Annotated in this window: 15 protein-coding genes; 6 read left to right on the forward strand and 9 right to left on the reverse strand. The window is 64.0% G+C overall.

The annotated features are described in order from the left end of the window. The first annotated feature begins 221 nt into the window (after positions 1 to 221). Both F7R19_RS29670 and F7R19_RS06855 read left to right on the forward strand, forming a co-directional pair. Entirely contained in the window at positions 222 to 359 is a 138-nt protein-coding gene (locus F7R19_RS29670; protein WP_099047524.1) for a hypothetical protein, read from the forward strand. A gap of 224 nt (positions 360 to 583) precedes the next feature. After that, positions 584 to 898: a hypothetical protein gene (locus F7R19_RS06855; RefSeq protein WP_061953818.1), complete on the forward strand. Its 315-nt coding sequence runs from the start codon at positions 584 to 586 to the stop codon at positions 896 to 898. Between the two features lie 85 nt (positions 899 to 983). Here F7R19_RS06855 and F7R19_RS06860 read toward each other — a convergent pair whose 3' ends face one another. The 4 genes from F7R19_RS06860 to F7R19_RS06875 form a co-directional block, all read right to left on the reverse strand. Continuing rightward, positions 984 to 2,666, reverse strand: a complete 1,683-nt coding sequence (locus tag F7R19_RS06860) for an amidohydrolase (protein ID WP_150979770.1) — start codon at positions 2,664 to 2,666, stop codon at positions 984 to 986. 97 nt (positions 2,667 to 2,763) lie between these two features. Then, a complete protein-coding gene (locus F7R19_RS06865; protein ID WP_150979771.1) occupies positions 2,764 to 4,293 on the reverse strand; it encodes an amino acid permease in 1,530 nt (509 codons plus the stop codon). 159 nt (positions 4,294 to 4,452) lie between these two features. Further along, positions 4,453 to 5,502: a phytoene/squalene synthase family protein gene (locus F7R19_RS06870; protein ID WP_150979772.1), complete on the reverse strand. Its 1,050-nt coding sequence runs from the start codon at positions 5,500 to 5,502 to the stop codon at positions 4,453 to 4,455. A gap of 107 nt (positions 5,503 to 5,609) precedes the next feature. Continuing rightward, positions 5,610 to 6,317 carry a DUF899 family protein gene (locus F7R19_RS06875; RefSeq protein WP_150979773.1) on the reverse strand — a complete coding sequence of 236 codons (708 nt, stop codon included), beginning with the start codon at positions 6,315 to 6,317 and terminating at the stop codon, positions 5,610 to 5,612. A gap of 207 nt (positions 6,318 to 6,524) precedes the next feature. Between F7R19_RS06875 and F7R19_RS06880 the strand changes: the two genes are divergently transcribed. The 3 genes from F7R19_RS06880 (at position 6,525) to F7R19_RS06890 (ending at position 9,999) form a co-directional block, all read left to right on the forward strand. Beyond that, positions 6,525 to 6,758 carry a hypothetical protein gene (locus F7R19_RS06880; protein WP_061953809.1) on the forward strand — a complete coding sequence of 78 codons (234 nt, stop codon included), beginning with the start codon at positions 6,525 to 6,527 and terminating at the stop codon, positions 6,756 to 6,758. Positions 6,759 to 6,957: 199 nt separating this feature from the next. After that, positions 6,958 to 8,229 (forward strand): MFS transporter, encoded by a 1,272-nt coding sequence (locus F7R19_RS06885; protein WP_061953807.1) that lies wholly within the window; start codon positions 6,958 to 6,960, stop codon positions 8,227 to 8,229. 228 nt (positions 8,230 to 8,457) lie between these two features. Then, on the forward strand, positions 8,458 to 9,999 hold the full coding sequence (locus F7R19_RS06890; RefSeq protein WP_061953805.1) for a methyl-accepting chemotaxis protein: 1,542 nt from the start codon (positions 8,458 to 8,460) through the stop codon (positions 9,997 to 9,999). Between the two features lie 75 nt (positions 10,000 to 10,074). Here the strand turns inward: F7R19_RS06890 and cyoD are convergent, their stop codons facing one another. From cyoD to cyoA, 4 genes are all read right to left on the reverse strand, one after another. Then, positions 10,075 to 10,512, reverse strand: coding sequence for a cytochrome o ubiquinol oxidase subunit IV (gene cyoD, locus F7R19_RS06895; RefSeq protein WP_061953803.1), 438 nt, complete (start codon positions 10,510 to 10,512; stop codon positions 10,075 to 10,077). After that, positions 10,509 to 11,165 (reverse strand): cytochrome o ubiquinol oxidase subunit III, encoded by a 657-nt coding sequence (gene cyoC / locus F7R19_RS06900; RefSeq protein WP_061953801.1) that lies wholly within the window; start codon positions 11,163 to 11,165, stop codon positions 10,509 to 10,511. Before cyoC ends, cyoD begins: the two co-directional genes overlap by 4 nt. Next, on the reverse strand, positions 11,158 to 13,161 hold the full coding sequence (gene cyoB, locus F7R19_RS06905; protein WP_061953798.1) for a cytochrome o ubiquinol oxidase subunit I: 2,004 nt from the start codon (positions 13,159 to 13,161) through the stop codon (positions 11,158 to 11,160). The genes cyoC and cyoB overlap by 8 nt, the downstream gene beginning before the upstream one ends. A gap of 83 nt (positions 13,162 to 13,244) precedes the next feature. Next, the gene (gene cyoA / locus F7R19_RS06910; RefSeq protein ID WP_061953796.1) at positions 13,245 to 14,303 is read right to left on the reverse strand and encodes a ubiquinol oxidase subunit II; all 1,059 of its coding nucleotides are present in this window, start codon (positions 14,301 to 14,303) and stop codon (positions 13,245 to 13,247) included. A 146-nt stretch (positions 14,304 to 14,449) separates the two neighbouring features. Between cyoA and F7R19_RS06915 the strand changes: the two genes are divergently transcribed. Continuing rightward, positions 14,450 to 15,769 (forward strand): MFS transporter, encoded by a 1,320-nt coding sequence (locus F7R19_RS06915; RefSeq protein WP_061953794.1) that lies wholly within the window; start codon positions 14,450 to 14,452, stop codon positions 15,767 to 15,769. Here the strand turns inward: F7R19_RS06915 and cynR are convergent. Next, the gene (cynR, locus tag F7R19_RS06920) at positions 15,738 to 16,640 is read right to left on the reverse strand and encodes a transcriptional regulator CynR (RefSeq protein WP_061953792.1); all 903 of its coding nucleotides are present in this window, start codon (positions 16,638 to 16,640) and stop codon (positions 15,738 to 15,740) included. The genes F7R19_RS06915 and cynR overlap by 32 nt on opposite strands. Between the last annotated feature and the right edge of the window lie 15 nt (positions 16,641 to 16,655).

Genomic DNA, 16,655 nt, shown 5'->3' on the forward strand with positions numbered 1-16,655 from the left:
GGCGCACTTTATGGGAGGCGCGAGCTGCCAAGCCATCCGCGAAGCCGGTACTTGCCATCGATCAACTGCGATTGGCACGGTTGTGAGCACCTGTGTCGCGTGACGCATCGTTCGCCTCGGAAAAATCCGTCCGATTCAGCTGAATGTCAGGGTTTATACTGACGCTGCCGCCGCCGGCATTTCCAGCCGTCCATGCCCCCTGGAACCCTTCAATCCCCACCATGAACACGCGTTTCTACTGCTTCTGCGCCGCCACATGGGCGGCCGCAGCCATTTTGATTCTCGGCAACGGCGCGATGTCCACGGACGTGTTGAGCGCCGTCGTGGCGCTGGCCGGTTTCGATCTGCTGCGGCCTTGAGTGACGCCTACGTTGCGTGTGACCTGGACGCAACGAATTCGGCGCCCGGTGCCTCCGATGTTTTCTCGCTGATGCACCGCTTTGCAGCTTTGCACGATTTCACGCGCCGGCGCGCGATCAGATATGGCGGTTTCCGAAACTGAGGGCTACGCTTATTGTTGACTCGCGCACTTTTCGATCTGCGGTACGTGTGCGGGATTTTCAATCTTCCTCAGGAGGCTTCGATGAAGTCGATCACCTTGGCATTGGCCGTTGCGGTTTTACTTCCTGGACTGGCATACGCAGCAGGGCCTGCCAATCCTGCCGACCGCTACGACTACAACATGCGCGCCACCAACAAGGACGGCTATGTCCCCGATCCGGCGCGCGTCAGCAACAAGGACGGCTATGTACCGGACGCCGCGCGTTCCGGCGACAAGTTCGACCCTTATACGCAGGGCGCAAACCAGAGCACCTCGTCCGCGCTGACCGATTCGAAGAGCACGCACAAGAAGGCCAGCAAGTCGCACAAGAAAGCACCGACCGCCGCCACGCAATGACGCGCTGATGGCTGGCAGGTGTCGCCAAAAAAATGGCCCCGGAAAAAAACCGGGGCCTTTCATTTTGTGCGTGCGAACTAACGGATCAACGCTGCGCCGTCTGGTCGGCCTTGGTGAAGACACGCTCGCCGGCCACCCAGGTTTGCAGCACCTGGGTTTTCCAGATGTCGGCGGCCGGGATCTTGAACAGGTCGCGATCGACCAGGATGAAGTCGGCCCACTTGCCCGGCTCCAGCGACCCCAGCGTCTTTTCCTGATGCTCGGCGTAGGCGGCGTCCAGCGTGAAGGCGCGGAACGCCTGCGGTAGCGTCATCGCTTCCTCGGGGTGCCAGCCGTGGATCGGGCGGCCCTCATGGTCGGTGCGCGTGACGGCAGCGTGCAGACCATAGAACGGATTGGCCGATTCGACCGGGAAATCGGACCCGCCCGCAATCACCGTGCCCTGTTTGAGGAAGGTCTGCCAGGCGTACGCGCCCTTGATGCGCTCGTGACCGATGCGGTCCTCGGCCATGTTCATGTCGCTGGTGGCGTGCGTCGGCTGCATCGATGCGATCAGGTCCAGCTTCTTGAAGCGCGGAATATCCGGCAGCGACACCACCTGCGCGTGCTCGACGCGATTGCGCAGCTCGCGGCCGCCCACTTCCTTGTAGGCCGCTTCCATGGCGTCCAGCACCTGATGATTGGTCTTGTCGCCGATCGCATGGATGTTGACCTGATAGCCGGCCTTGATCGCGGTCTTGACGCTCGCCTGCATCGCCGCGTCGCTCATGAACAGCAGGCCGCTGTGCACGTGATCGTCGGAATACGGCGCCATCAGCGCGGCGCCGCGGCTGCCAAGTGCGCCGTCGCCGTACAGTTTCACGGCGCGCACGTAGTAGCGGTCGTTGCCGTAGCCAATCACGGGACCCTTGGCGGACAACGCCTTGAAGTCGTCGCCGGTGTCGCGGATCATCGCGTAGATGCGCGTGGTCAGCTTGCCCTGGTCAGCGAACTCGCGATAGATGCGATCGTCGGCGACCGTGATGCCGGCGTCGCCGACGGCCGTCAGGCCTAGTGCATTCATGTGCGCGACGGCAGCCGAGAGCGCGGCGCGGCGGTCGTCGTCGGAGTAGGGCGGAATCACGTCGTTGACCAGCGCCATCGCCTTGTCGACCAGCACGCCGGTGGGATTGCCTTCGGCGTCGCGCTCGATGCGTCCGCCTGCCGGATCCTTGGTGTCGCGCGTGATGCCGGCCGCCTGCAACGCCTTGGTGTTCAGCCATGCGGCGTGGCCGTCCACGCGCACCAGCCGTGCGGGTCGGTCCGACACTGCTGCATCGAGTTCGGCGGCAGTCGGAAAGCGGCCCAGCTTCCAGTTCACCTGATTCCAGCCATAGCCGAGTAGCCACTGACGCTGCGGATTGCGCTCGCCATACGCGCGGATCATGCCCTGCGCTTCCTGCAGCGTGCGGGTGCCTGACAGCGAGATCTCGGTGGTCTTGAAGCCCAGTCGGAACACGTGGCCGTGGGCGTCGATCAGCCCCGGCAGCAGCGTCTTGCCCTGGCCGTCGATGCGTTGCGCATCGGGATACCGGGCGCGCAGCGCGGCGGCGTCGCCGGTGGCCACGACCTTGCCCTGATCAAATACCAGACCGCTGAAGCCGACGATCTTGTCGTTTTGCAGCGTATAGCCTTGCACCGATTCGACCAGCGTGGGCGCGGCGTGCGCGTGGATCATCGTCAGGCTGGCGGCCATGGCCAGCAGGCTCGTACGGATGACTGTCTTCAAGGTGACTCCTTGTTGTGCTGTGTGGATATTGTTGTTGTGTTGTCGACGGCGCGCGGGGAACGCGCCGTTATTCCAGTGCAGGCGGCGGGGGGCGAAACTACTCGCCGGCACTCGGCACCATGCCGCGCGATGGTGTGTCCTCGTCGGCGATGGGCAGCGGGGGAAACTTCATGTCGGCGTAGCGCACGAAATGCGTCTTGCGCACGATGCGATATCCGAGCCAGATCATCAGGAAAATCGGAATGCCGATGTACGTGGCGGCCACCGCCACCCAATCGATGTTGCCGTCGGTGAACGCCTGGTAGTTCTGTCCCAGCGTGACGATCATGCACAGCGCAAACGCGAAGATCGGCCCGTACGGGAAGAACGGCGAGCGATAGGGCAGACGGTCTGGATCCAGGCCCTGCGCGACGAAACCGCGGCGGAAGCGATAGTGGCTGATGGCGATGCCCAGCCAGGCGATGAAACCGGTCATGCCCGACAGATTGAGCAGCCACAGATAAACCGACTTGCTTTCGAACAGCGACGTCAGGAAACACAGCGCGCCGACCGCCGTGGTGGCCAGCAGCGCCACCAGCGGCACGCCGTTGCGCGTGAGCCGCGCGAAGATGCGCGGTGCGCGGCCTTCGGTGGCCAGGTTGTAGAGCATCCGCGTGGACGCATACATGCCGGAATTGCCCGCCGAGAGCACCGCCGTCAGGATCACCGCGTTCATTACGCCCGCGGCGAATGCGAGACCTGCATGACGGAACACCAGCGTGAACGGGCTGACGCCGACGGTTTCCACATCGCTCTTGAGCAGGCTCGGATCGTTGTAGGGAATCAGGATGCCGATGATCAGGATCGCCAGCACGTAGAACAACAGGATGCGCCAGAACACCTGGCGCACCGCGCGTGGAATGGTCCTGGCCGGATCGGCCGATTCGCCGGCGGCCACGCCGATCAGTTCGGTGCCCTGGAACGAAAAGCCGGCGATCATCGCCACGCCGATCATTGCCGGAAGCCCGCCAACGAATGGCGCGTCGCCCATGGTGAGGTTGGCCAGCCCGTTTGCATGCGAAAAATCGCCGCGCATGATGCCGCAGATCATCAGCGTGCCGATGATGATGAACGCAACGACCGTGATCACCTTGATCAGCGCGCACCAGTATTCGGCTTCGCCGAAGCCGCGCACCGAGATCGCGTTGAGCGCAAACATGATGGCAAGGAATGCGGCGCTCCACAGCACGCCTGGCGTGTCCGGGAACCAGTACTGCATGACGAGCTGCGCGGCGGCCAGTTCCACCGCGATGGTCACGGCCCAGTTGTACCAGTAGTTCCAGCCCAGCGCGAAGCCGAAGCCTTCGTCGACATACAGCGCGCCGTAGGTGGCAAACGATCCTGACACCGGCATGTATGCGGCCAGTTCGCCAAGGCTGGTCATCAGGAAGTAGACCATCGCGCCGATCAGGACGTACGCCGCGAGCGCGCCGCCTGGCCCGGCTTGTGCGATCGTCGCGCCGGAGGCCACGAACAGGCCGGTGCCGATCGATCCGCCGATGGCGATCATGGTGAGATGGCGTGCGCGCAGGGTGCGACGCAGCCCGGGCGCTTGCGCGCCTTCTTTTGTATTCGATTGACTAGACATAGGGAGACATTCGTCCGTGGCGCGGATCGGATCGTTGAACGCGCCATCGCACGGTGTTCGCCGGCCCATGGCTTGTCGCTTTTCCGGCCGGTATGGTGGGCGGCATCATAAGAGAAAACCCAGCCTCGGGAAAGGCGGGAAATGCCGGAGAAGACGGGGTCAGCGCAAACTTGTCCCGATGCGCGTGGTCAACTGACCAGCCCATTTCTGCAACTGCGTGTCGCTCATCGCCAGCGCGGTGCTACGCCACAGGATGCGATAGACGCGGCGGCGGTCCACCTTGCTCACGCGCGCGGGATCGAGCCAGGCGTCGTTTTCCACCAGTAGCGCGAGCGTTTCCAGACCGATCAGAATCGGCCACAGGCAGGCCAGCCGCAACCGCAGCGCGGTGCGCGGCAATGCCAGCGTGTAGGCCAGCGCGTCGTCGAATTGATCGAGCGCGACGCGCACGAGTTCGCACAACATGGGCCGCGCGCGCAGCGAATTCGCCGGATCGCGCAGCAACTGCGGCGTCAGTGCATGACGGTCCAGCACTTCGAGCGGCAGATAGCAGCGGCCGATGCGCAGGTCCTTGCCGCAATCGCGCAACACGTTGACCAGCTGCAGCGCCTTGCCGAAACGCACGCCACGACGCAGCATCGTGTCGAGCGGCGCCTTAAATGCGCCCGGCACATGCGCGTCGGTCATGGTGGTCCAGAATTCGCCGACGCAACCGGCCACCAGGTAGGTGTAGCGATCGAGATCGGCCATCGTCGCCAGCGCCGCCATGTCGCCCGACTGTTCGTCGGGAAAGGTCTGCAGATCGAACTCCATGCCTTCGGTCAGCGTCGTGACCACGCCCACCACAGCCGTGCGATCGGCGGCCGATAGCTGCGTCAGCAGTTGCAGCGCGGGCTCGATCGATTCCAGCAGCACCCTTTCATCGGAAACCGTTTGCTGGCTGGCCACCTGCGAGGCCAGGCGCTGCGCGAGCGCGTGACCATCGTCCTCGCCATGGATCGAACGACGCAGCGCCAGCAGCAGGTCCAGCCGTTGCGCGGGCGGAATCAGCGCGGTGTCGGCGATGGTGTCCGCCGCGCGCGCCAGCAGATAGGCCAGCCCCACCGGATCGCGCATGCCCACGGGCAGCACGCGCAGCGTCAGGTAGAACGAACGGGAAACTCCCTTGAGCAAGGGGCCGAGCAGGAAAGCCCGGTTTGCAGTCGGCATGGCACGGTGAAGGCGTCGATGAACGGCGCATTGTAGCCGCACGCGCACATGGGACGATCTCCACCGGCTGAGCGCGGCGCCCTGCCGTGCGGCGCCGCAGCCTCGATTCAGCCGTTGCCGTAGTCCAGCTTCGGATACCACTGGCCGCCGCGACCTTCCGGCGTGGTGTCGAGCAACGTCCACAGCGGATCGGGATCCGGCGCGCCGCGCGGATCCTGGCCGGGGTCCGCCATGCTGCCGCTCATTTCCATGCTGTAGAAATGATGGATCTTGCCGTCGCGGCGCGTGAACACCGTGTAGCCGGGCATATCGGCATCTTCCGCGCTGACGTAGTCGCGCGTGAAATCGCCGTCCGTATCGGCATACACCTTCAACTGCTTCCATCCGCGCGCGGCCTTGGCGCTGCTGAGGCGGTCGATCGGCGAACGCGCCACCATGGCCAGCGCCACCCGCTGTTCGATGTCCGGCACCTTGCCTTCCCACGTGGCCATCAGCGATGTGCACATCGGGCAGGGCTTTTCGCGTTGCGGGCCGAACATGTAGTTGTAGACAATCAGCGTATGCTTGTCGCCAAACATCTCCGCCAGCGTGACGGGGCCGTTTTCGCCGATGAAACGATATGTTTTCTTCACTTCGCCGCCGGGCGGCAACTGGCGGCGCAATTCGGCCACGCGCTCGATATGGCGCCGCAGCTCGATTTCTTCGGCCAGCAGCGCATTGCGGGCGTGGCGATACGCGTCGCTTTCGTTAGGAAAATGGGCGCGATTGCGCTCGGCAAGTGCCTTTGCCGGCGTGAGTGTGGACGACTGGGGCATCGTCTTGGCCTCCCGAATCAGGGTTTCGTGGCGTGCGCGCCACGTTGGGGATTTCCCGCACCCGCCCGCAAAGCCCGGCGTGGCGCGGCCGTCTGACCAGCATAGGAAAAGAAGTGTCCACATACGCAATGCCAGGCCCGCAGGTCATTCCCATGTCATGTCCGCTTATGCATAATTTCGGACATCTGGGCTTCAAGGAATGACCTGATGCGCGTGACGATTCGAACCACGACGATTCCCGGATCCCCTGACCGGGCCCCACTGCATCGTGCGGCGGTCTACCTCAATACCGAGGAAGATGCTTCGCCGCTGATGGTTAGTGCATGGAGTCAGCGTGAACCCGAGGCCTTCCTCATCGCCCAACGCTGGGCGCGCAACCACGACTACATGGTTTCCAATCCCCGCGACGGCACGTACTACGGCGGACGCACCGCGCGCTGAGCCGGGCAAAGCCGCGCTCAGCCGCAGTCACGACCATGCGCGTCATGATTCCTGACGCGCCGGTACGCGCCACAATTTGCGCCTGTCCGAGGCTGACGGAGACGCCTGCGCGGTGATCGACCGCTTTTATTGCTGCGATGTGAATGACGCGCGCCCGGCCGCGTAGAATGGCCGCGAGCCCCCTCCACGTCGCATATTGATGAATACCCCGGCAGCAGAACCGGCAGCAGACCGGCGTTCCCAGATTTCCAGCATTTCCAATCAGAACAACGCCTCGCGCGGCATCGCGCTGCTGACGTTCGCATTCGTCTTGAGCCAGTTCTATCGCAGTTGCCTGGCTGTCATCGCCCCAGAACTTCAGCACGATTTCAACTTGTCGCCGGCCGGGTTTGGCGCGCTGTCGTCGTGCTTCTTCCTGTCATTCGCCATCGCGCAGATTCCGGTCGGCATTGCCTTCGACCGCCATGGCGTGGGACGTCCCACCGCATGGCTGCTCGGCGTGGGCGCCGTCTCTGCGATCGGCTTCGTATTGGCGCCCAGCGGCGCGGTGGCGATGCTCGCGCAGATGGGGCTCGGCCTGGCGTGCGCGCCGGTGTTCATGGGCTTGCTGCACTACGCGTCGGAACAGCTTTCCGAGAAGCAATACATGCGCGTGGTGAGCCGCTCCAATGCCGTCGGCATGGTGGGCGCGCTGTGCGCCACGGCGCCGCTAGGCTGGCTGTCGCAGCATTTTGGCTGGCGGCCCGCGCTGGCGGTTTCCGCGTTATGCATGGTCGCCGCGTGCTACGGCGTGTGGCGCCATGTCCGTGACAGCGGCCATGCGCAGGCCCGGCAGGCGCCGATGGGCGCCATGCTGGCCGAAAGCGTGAATCTTCTGGCGATGTGGCCACTGTGGACGCTGATTCCGCTTTGCGTGGCGATGGCGGCTGGCACCTCGTTCCGCAATGCGTGGAGCGGCCCCTATCTGGCCGACGTATTCGGATTGCAGGCCGGCACGCGCGGCGTGGCGCTGGCGCTGCTGAGCCTGGCCGGTTTTCTGACGGCCTTCCTGCTGCCCGTGCTGGTTCGTCGCGGCACGCTCAAATCCGCAATCGGTGGATGGACTGGCCTGTCGATGGTGGGCGGCATCGTGCTGACGATCTGGCCAGACAGCAGCGTGCCCGAGGGTGTGGGCATGATGGCGCTGCTGTCGACTATCGGCATGCTGCATCCCCTGGTGATGGCGCAGGGCCGCGCGCTGATCACGCCGGCCAAGCGCGGGCGCGGGCTCGGCCTGCTCAACACCTTCGTGTTTCTCGGCTCGGCGCTGACGTCGTGGGGTTTCGGCCTGATCGCCAATCTCGGCCATCTGCGCGACTGGCCGGTGGCCCGCATCTATTCGGCGATTTTCCTGACGGCCGTGACGGTGGTGGCGCTTTCGCTGGTGCCTTACTGGTTCAGCCCGACTTCGGCGCCGGTGCAAAAACCGTAGCGGCCGGGCGCCGCGCCGGAGCGTTTCTTTACAGAAACCTTTCAGCGCCGGCTACGTCCGCAATTCGCGTTTTCCCTGATCTTTTTCTCAAGTTTCTTCTTTGTGCGGCCGTTAGGACTTCCAATGTCTGTCCGTGCGCACATGGGGCGCATGGCTGACGCCGGAGGAGCGGCCGGACGCCCCGTGCGATCGCGGTCTGCCACGAACCAATCGATCAGGTAAGAAGAAATGAAGAATCTTGGTATTGGTGTGCGCCTAGGCATCGGCTTTGGCGTGGTGTTGCTGTTGTCGACGCTGATGACCGTGCTGGGCGTGGCGCGTTTGCAGGAAGTTGCGGGCCGCACGCACGCGATGATGCAGGAGCCGCTGGCCAAGGAACGGTTGGTCAGCGACTGGTATCGGCTGATGTATGCCAGCGTGCGCCGCACCACTGCCGTGGCGCGCAGCAGCGATCCGTCGCTTGGGGCGTTCTTCGCGGCGGAAACCGCGTATTCGGTCAAGGCGATCGCCGAATTGCGCGACAAGATCGAGCCGCGCCTGAGCACCGACGAAGAAAAGGCGGCGTTCAAGAAGATCCAGACCGTGCGCAATCCGTATAACGATTCGCGCGACAAGATCACCAAGCTCAAGGCCGAAGGCATGACCGACGAGGCCAACAAGGTGCTGGAAACCGAATTCGTGCCCGCCGGCGACGCGTACCTGGCGGAAATCCAGAAGCTGCTCGATATCCAGCGCTCGTCGATCGATGCCACTGCCGAGCAGATCAACGGCATCTATGTCAGCGCGCGCAACGGGCTGATCACGCTGGGCGTGATCGCGCTGGGCATCGGCGTGGCGTTTGCGTGGTGGCTCACCATCGGCATCACGCGCCCGCTGCATCGCGCGGTGGGATTCGCGCGCACCGTGGCCGCCGGCGACCTGACCAGCCGTATCGAGGTGGACAGCCGCGACGAGACCGGCCAATTGCTCGACGCATTGCGCGAGATGAACGAGAACATCCTCGGCATCGTCCAGGAAGTGCGCACCGGCACCGACGCGATCGCCACGGGCACCAGCCAGATTGCGGCGGGTAACACCGACTTGTCGCAGCGCACCGAGGAACAGGCGTCGTCGCTGCAGGAAACGGCGTCGAGCATGGAGGAACTGACGAGCATCGTGCGCCAGAATGCCGACAGCGCAAAGCAGGCCAGCTCGCTGGCGGAGAATGCGTCCGAAGTGGCCATCCAGGGCGGCGAGGTGGTGGGCCAGGTGGTGCATACGATGGACGAGATCAACACGTCGTCGCGCAAGGTGGTCGACATCATCTCGGTGATCGAGGGCATCGCCTTCCAGACCAATATCCTGGCGCTGAACGCCGCGGTGGAAGCCGCGCGCGCAGGCGAACAGGGGCGCGGCTTTGCGGTGGTGGCGGGCGAAGTGCGCAGCCTGGCGCAACGCAGCGCCACGGCGGCCAAGGAAATCAAGGCACTGATCGGCGATTCGGCAGATCGCGTCGAACGCGGCTCGCAACTGGTGGCGCAGGCCGGTCAGACCATGGAACAGATCGTCAGCGCGGTGAAGCGCGTGACCGACATCATGGGCGAGATCAGCGCGGCGTCGGCCGAACAGAGCGCCGGCATCGAGCAGGTGAACCAGGCCGTCACGCAGATGGACACCGTGACGCAGCAGAATGCCGCGCTGGTGGAACAGGCCGCGGCCGCGGCGGGATCGCTCGAGGAACAGGCCCAGCGCCTGAAGGAAGCCGTCGCCACCTTCCGCCTGGCGGCCTGAGCCAGGGGCAGCGGCAGGGCCGTCGGAAGTCACAGTCCGAACGGCCCGCTGCGGGCGACTGGCTGCTGCCGGTCGCTACTTCGTGCGCGGCGGCACGATCGTGCCGCCCGACTGCGCAGCTTCTTGCGTGTGCTGCATCTGCGGCATCATGTTGCTGTTCAGGTGGAACATCACCCAGAGCGATCCCGTCAGCGTGATCACCACCAGTGTCAGCGTGAACATCAGCGAAAGCATGTTCCAGCCGCCTTCCGATTTGGCGTTCATGTGCAGGAAGTAGATCATGTGCACGACGATCTGCACCGCGCCGATCAGCAGGATCACGATCGCGGTGGTCGACGACTTGTCGATCACCTTGCCCAGCACCAGCCAGAACGGCACCGCCGTCAGGAACACCGACAGCACGAAGCCCGTCAGGTAGCCGCCCAGCGTGGCGTGCGGCCCGATATCTTCCTCGTGGTGGTCGTGTCCGTGGTCATGGCCGTGGCCATCGACTGCATGGTCCTGTGCGCTCATGGCAACGTTCCCATCAGATAGACAAAGGTAAAGACGCCGATCCAGACAACGTCCAGAAAGTGCCAGAACATCGACAGGCACATCAGGCGGCGCTTGTTGGCGGTGATCAGCCCGTGGCGTCCCACCTGCAGCATCAGCACGATCAGCCAGACCAGCCCGAACGTCACGTGCAGGCCGTGCGTGCCGACCAGCGCGAAGAACGACGTCAGGAATGCGCTGCGCGTGGGCCCCGCGCCCTCGTGGATCAGGTGCGCGAATTCGTACAGCTCCACGGCCAGGAACGCCGCGCCGAATACGGCCGTGATGGCCAGCCAGATCTGCGTGCCGGCCACCCGGTTCTGCTGCAGTTGCAGCATCGCAAAGCCGTACGTGATCGACGACAGCAGTAGGAACGACGTGTTGAGCGCCACCAGCGGCAGCTCGAACAGCTCGGCGCCGGTGGGCCCGCCCGCGTACTCGCGCCCGAGCACGCCATAGGCCGCGAACAGGCACGCAAATATCAGGCAGTCGCTCATCAGGTAGAGCCAGAACCCCAGCAGCGTGCCGTTCTGCGGATGGTGCTCCTCGGTCAGATAGAACTGGAAGCCGCCCGGCGGAACCTCGTCCGCGCCGACCGTGCCGCTTGCCTGCATGGGTAGGGACGTATCAACCATGGCCTGCCATCATTTGAGTGCGCGCCGTTTCGGTCCGGACCACGACGTCGGCCGGAATGTAGTAGTCGCGCTTGTAGTTGAAGGTGTGGATGATTGCCGCGAGGAGGGTGGCCACGAACGCCGCGGCGACCAGCCACCAGATATGCCAGATCAGCCCAAAGCCCATCACCGTGCACAGCCCGGCCAGCACGATTCCCGCGGCCGTGTTCTTCGGCATGTGGATCGGGATGAATCCCTGCTGCGGACGATGGTAGCCGTTCTGCTTCATATGCCACCACGCATCGGTGTCGTGTACCACGGGCGTGAAGGCGAAGTTGTATTGCGGCGGCGGCGATGAGGTCGACCATTCCAGCGTGCGCGCGTCCCACGGATCGCCGGTCAGGTCGCGCAGTTCCTCCCGGCGCATGAAGCTGACTACCAGCTGGATGATGAAGCACGCAATGCCCAGCGCGATCAGGAACGCGCCGAAGGCGGCGATCTGGAACCAGATCTGCAGCGAAGGATCGTCGAAATGGTTCATGCGGCGCGTGACGCCCAGCAGGCCCAGCCAGTAAAGCGGCATAAAGGCGAAGTAGAAGCCGGTGAGCCAGAACCAGAACGACGCCTTGCCCCACGACGACACCAGGCGATAGCCGAAGGCCTTCGGGAACCAGTACGAGATGCCGGCCATCAGGCCGAACAGCACGCCGCCGATGATCACGTTGTGGAAGTGGGCGATCAGGAACAGGCTGTTATGCAGCGAGAAGTCCGCCGGCGGCACCGCCAGCAGCACGCCGGTCATGCCGCCGATCACGAACGTCACCATGAAGCCCACCGTCCACAGCATCGGCGCCTCGAACTTGATCTTGCCGTGGTACATCGTGAACAGCCAGTTGAATATCTTCGCCCCGGTGGGTATCGAGATGATCATCGTGGTGATGCCGAAGAACGAATTCACGCTCGCGCCGGATCCCATCGTGAAGAAGTGGTGCAGCCACACCAGGTACGACAGCACCGTGATCACCACCGTGGCGTACACCATCGACGCATAGCCGAACAGTCGCTTGCGGCTGAACGTGGCGGTCACCTCGGAAAACACGCCGAACACCGGCAGCACCAGAATGTAGACCTCGGGGTGTCCCCAGATCCAGATCAGGTTCACGTACAGCATCGCGCTGCCGCCCTGGTCCGCGGTGAAGAAGTTGGTGCCGACGTAGCGATCGAGCGACAGCAGCGCCAGCGCCGCGGTCAGCACCGGGAACGCGGCGATGATCAGCACATTGGTGCACAGCGACGTCCACGTGAAGATCGGCATGCGCATCAGCGTCATGCCCGGCGCGCGCATCTTGACGATCGTGACCAGCAGGTTGATACCCGATAAAAGTGTCCCGACACCGGCCACCTGTAATGCCCATATGTAGTAATCGACGCCGACGTCCGGACTATGCAGGATGCCCGACAGTGGTGGATACGCGAGCCAGCCCGTGCGCGCGAATTCGCCGACGAACAGCGACATCATCACCAAGATCGCACCGCCGGTGGTCATCCAGAAGCTGAAGTTGTTGAGGAACGGAAACGCGACGTCGCGCGCGCCGATCTGCAGCGGCACCACGAAGTTCATGAGCCCCGTCACCAGCGGCATCGCCACGAAGAAAATCATGATCACGCCGTGCGCGGTGAAGATCTGGTCGTAGTGATGCGGCGGCAGGTAGCCGAGGTTGTCGCCGAACGCCACGGCCTGCTGGATGCGCATCATGATGGCGTCGGCAAAGCCGCGCAGCAGCATCACGATGCCGAGCACCACATACATGATGCCGATCTTCTTGTGGTCGATGCTGGTGAACCACTCGCGCCACAGATAGCCCCACACGCGGTAGTACGTCAGCAGCGCCACCAGCGCGATGCCGCCGATCGCCACCGCGGCGAAGGTGGCCAGCAGGATGGGCTCGTGCAGCGGCACGGCTTCCCACGACAGCCGGCCAAAGATCAAGTTGGCGAGTTCGGAACGCTCGGGCATGGTTGTCACCTGGGCCTGTATTGACCAATTCTGGCCGATGAAGATTGGCGAAAACGTGAAAGCAAACGGGGCACGGCGATGCGCTAGCGCAACACTCGCCCGCCGTTGCCTGCGACGGCATCTGGCGCGAACACCGGTGCGACATCCGATGTATTGCTCGCGGTACAGATTTCCGCCGACGGATCGAACCTGGCGCGGATGCGATTCTGGTTCTGCGCCATGGTGTCCGCCACACAGGCACCGCCGTCCACGCAACGGTTCAGGATCAGGTTGTAGAGACCCGGCGCCACGCTGGCGTAGCGCTGCACCGGCTCGCTCTCGCTGGGCTGGGCCAGTTTCAGATACGCGTCTTTGGATAACGGCGCGCCGGCCGATTTTGCCTGCTGCACCCAGCTGTCGAAATCGCCGCCGGACATGCCGTGAAACTTGAATCGCATGTGCGAGAAGCCCGCGCCGCTGTAGTTGGATGACATGCCGTCGTAGACGCCGGGCTTGTTGATCACCGCGTGCAGCTTGGTCTCCATGCCGGGCATCGCGTAGACCATGCCAGCCAGCGAGGGCACGAAGAACGCGTTCATGACCGAAGTGGACGTGATCCGGAAAGCGATCGGGCGATCTACCGGCGCGGCCAGTTCATTGACCGTGGCGATGCCCTGCTCGGGATAGAGAAACAGCCATTTCCAGTCCATCGCCACCACTTCCACCACCAGCGGCTTGGTGTCCGCGGCCACGGGCCGGCGGTCGTCGAGGCGCGTCAGGGGACGGTAGGGATCGAGCTGATGGGTACTGACCCAGGTCACCGCGCCCAACGCGATGATGATCAGCAGCGGCGCAGCCCAGATCGCCAGTTCCAGCACCGTGGAGTGGTCCCACTCGGGGTTGTAGTGGGCGTTGTTGGCGCTTTCGCGATATCGCCACGCGAAGAGCAGTGTCAGGCATATCACCGGCACGATGATGAGCAGCATCAGGCATGTGGCGATGATGATCAAATCGCGCTGCCGAGCCGCCATGTCGCCTGCAGGCGACAACAGCACGGCGTTGCTACATCCCGCAAGGCCCACCAACATGGCGATTGCGGCACTTCGCAAAAGCAATTTTCCCGTCACACAAAACGTCGGCACAGCAGCTTCGAAGCGTCGCATGGTCTTGGAAGTGGCGTTTGATTAACGTCTGGGACTGTCTGACGTAGCAATCTTTCGATTTCCAATGGCAGTTTAGGCGCTATTCTTGTTACTGCGGGACTTTAAGTGATGTACGACATCCCTCCCGTCTTCGAGGAGACTCCACGATGGCCAGTCTGACCCACCAGCATCGCGCGTCGCCGACGGCACCTCCGGCGCCCGGACATCATGATGTGGCGCCTGCCGAAATTGCCACGGGCGTGGTGATAGGGCGAGCGTCGGAGTACTTCGACTTCTTCGTCTACGGCATTGCGTCGGTGCTGGTCTTCCCGACCGTGTATTTCCCGTTCGCCAGCGACCTGGCCGGGCTGCTGTACAGCTTCACGATCTTCTCGTTCGCCTTCATTGGCCGGCCATTCGGCACGGCGCTGTTCATGCGGATCCAGCGCCGATGGGGGCGCGGCGTCAAGCTCACCGCATCGCTGTTCCTGCTCGGCACGGCCACAGTTGGCATCGCGTTCCTCCCTGCGTATGCGTCGATCGGCAGCACCGCGATCTATCTGCTGTCGTTTTTCCGCTTCCTGCAGGGCATTGCGTTCGGCGGATCGTGGGATGGCCTGCCGTCTCTGCTGGCGCTGAACGCGCCGGAAGACAAGCGCGGCTGGTATGCGATGGTCGGCCAGCTTGGCGCGCCGACCGGCTTTATCGTCGCGGGCGCGCTGTTCCTGTTCCTGCATGCCAGCCTGACGCCGGCCGAATTTATCGATTGGGGCTGGCGCTATCCGTTCTACGTGGCCTTTGCCATCAACGTGGTGGCGTTGTTCGCGCGGCTGCGCCTGGTGGTCACGCACGAATACACGCGCTTGCTGGAAGAGGACGAGCTGGAGCCGATCAGCACCTTGCAGATGGTCAACGCGCAGGGCTTCAATATTTTCCTCGGCGCCTTCGCGGCGCTGGCCAGCTATGCGCTGTTCCATCTGGTGACGGTGTTTCCGCTGTCCTGGGTGATCCTGCACAAGACGCAGGACATCAGCGATGTGCTGGCGATCCAGATCGTCGGCGCGTTCATCGCGTTCATCGGCACGCTGCTGTCGGGATGGATCGCCGACCGCATCGGCCGTCGCACCACGCTGGCGACGATGGCGGTGCTGATCGGCCTGTTCAGCCTTGCCACACCTTGGCTGCTCGGCGGCAATGCGCAGTTGCAGGACGTCTTCATCCTGGTGGGCTTCGGTCTGCTGGGTTTGTCCTACGGGCAGGCGGCCGGAGTGGTCACGTCCAACTTCGAGCGCAAGTTCCGCTATACCGGCGCGGCGCTGACCACGGACTTCGGCTGGCTGTTTGGCGCGGCGTTTGCCCCGCTGGTCGCGTTGGGGCTGTCGTCGCTGTTCGGGCTGGCCGCGGTCAGCCTGTATCTGCTGTCCGGCGTGGTGGGCACGCTGGTCGCGTTGCGGATCAACCGCGCGTTGGGGACGCCCGACGTTTGACTTCGCGTAGCGCGAATTCGACAAAAGCGCGCGCCGCCGCCGTGCGGTACGCGCCCTTGCGCTGCAGTAACGCCGCGTGCCGCGGCGGCAGCGGCAATTCCAGCTTGAGAATGCGCAGGTCTGCGTGACCGGCGGCGATGGCCGCCGGCAGCACCGTGGCGTGGCGCCCGCTGCGCACCGCATCGAGCACGGCACTGACCGAATTGGCTTCGAACGTGATGCGCGGCTCGATCCCGAGCGCGCCGAAGTAGCGTCCGATATAGGCGCGCGTGGCGAATTCCCGCGTCAGCATCGCCATCGATTCCCCGGCCAGCGCGGTCGCGCCCAATGCCGTGCGGCGGCGCGCCAGCGCATGCGTGGCGCCCACCATATATGCCAGCGGCTCTTCCATCAGCGGCGTGGCGTCGAGATCGGGCAACAGGATGTCGTCGAACGCGATGCCGATGTCGATCTGGTCGTCCGCAAGCATCGGCTCCACGCGCTCCTGCGGCATTTCGCGCAGGCTCAGCGTGATGTTTGGATACTCCGCGTTGAATGCGACGATCAGCGGCGCCACCAGATAGGGCGTGAAGGTGGGCGTGATCGCCAGGCGCAGGTTGCCGCGCGTGAGCTCGCCCACGTCGTGGATTGCGCGCTGGCCCGCTTCAAGGTCCTGCAGTGCGCGGCGGGCGTGGACGTAGTACGCCTGGCCAGCGTCCGTCAGCCGTACCATGCGACCGCTGCGGTCGAACAACGGCGCACCCAGCGATTCTTCCAGCTGCCGGATCTGCTGCGACAGCGTGGGTTGGGAGACGTGCAGGGTTTCCGCGGCCCGCGTGAAATTGCCGGCGTCGGCAACGGCCAGGAAGTAGCGAACGTGGCGCAGCAGCATGAGGTCCAACTATTG

It is taken from the genome of Cupriavidus pauculus (assembly GCF_008801835.1).
Taxonomy (GTDB): Bacteria; Pseudomonadota; Gammaproteobacteria; order Burkholderiales; family Burkholderiaceae; genus Cupriavidus; species Cupriavidus pauculus.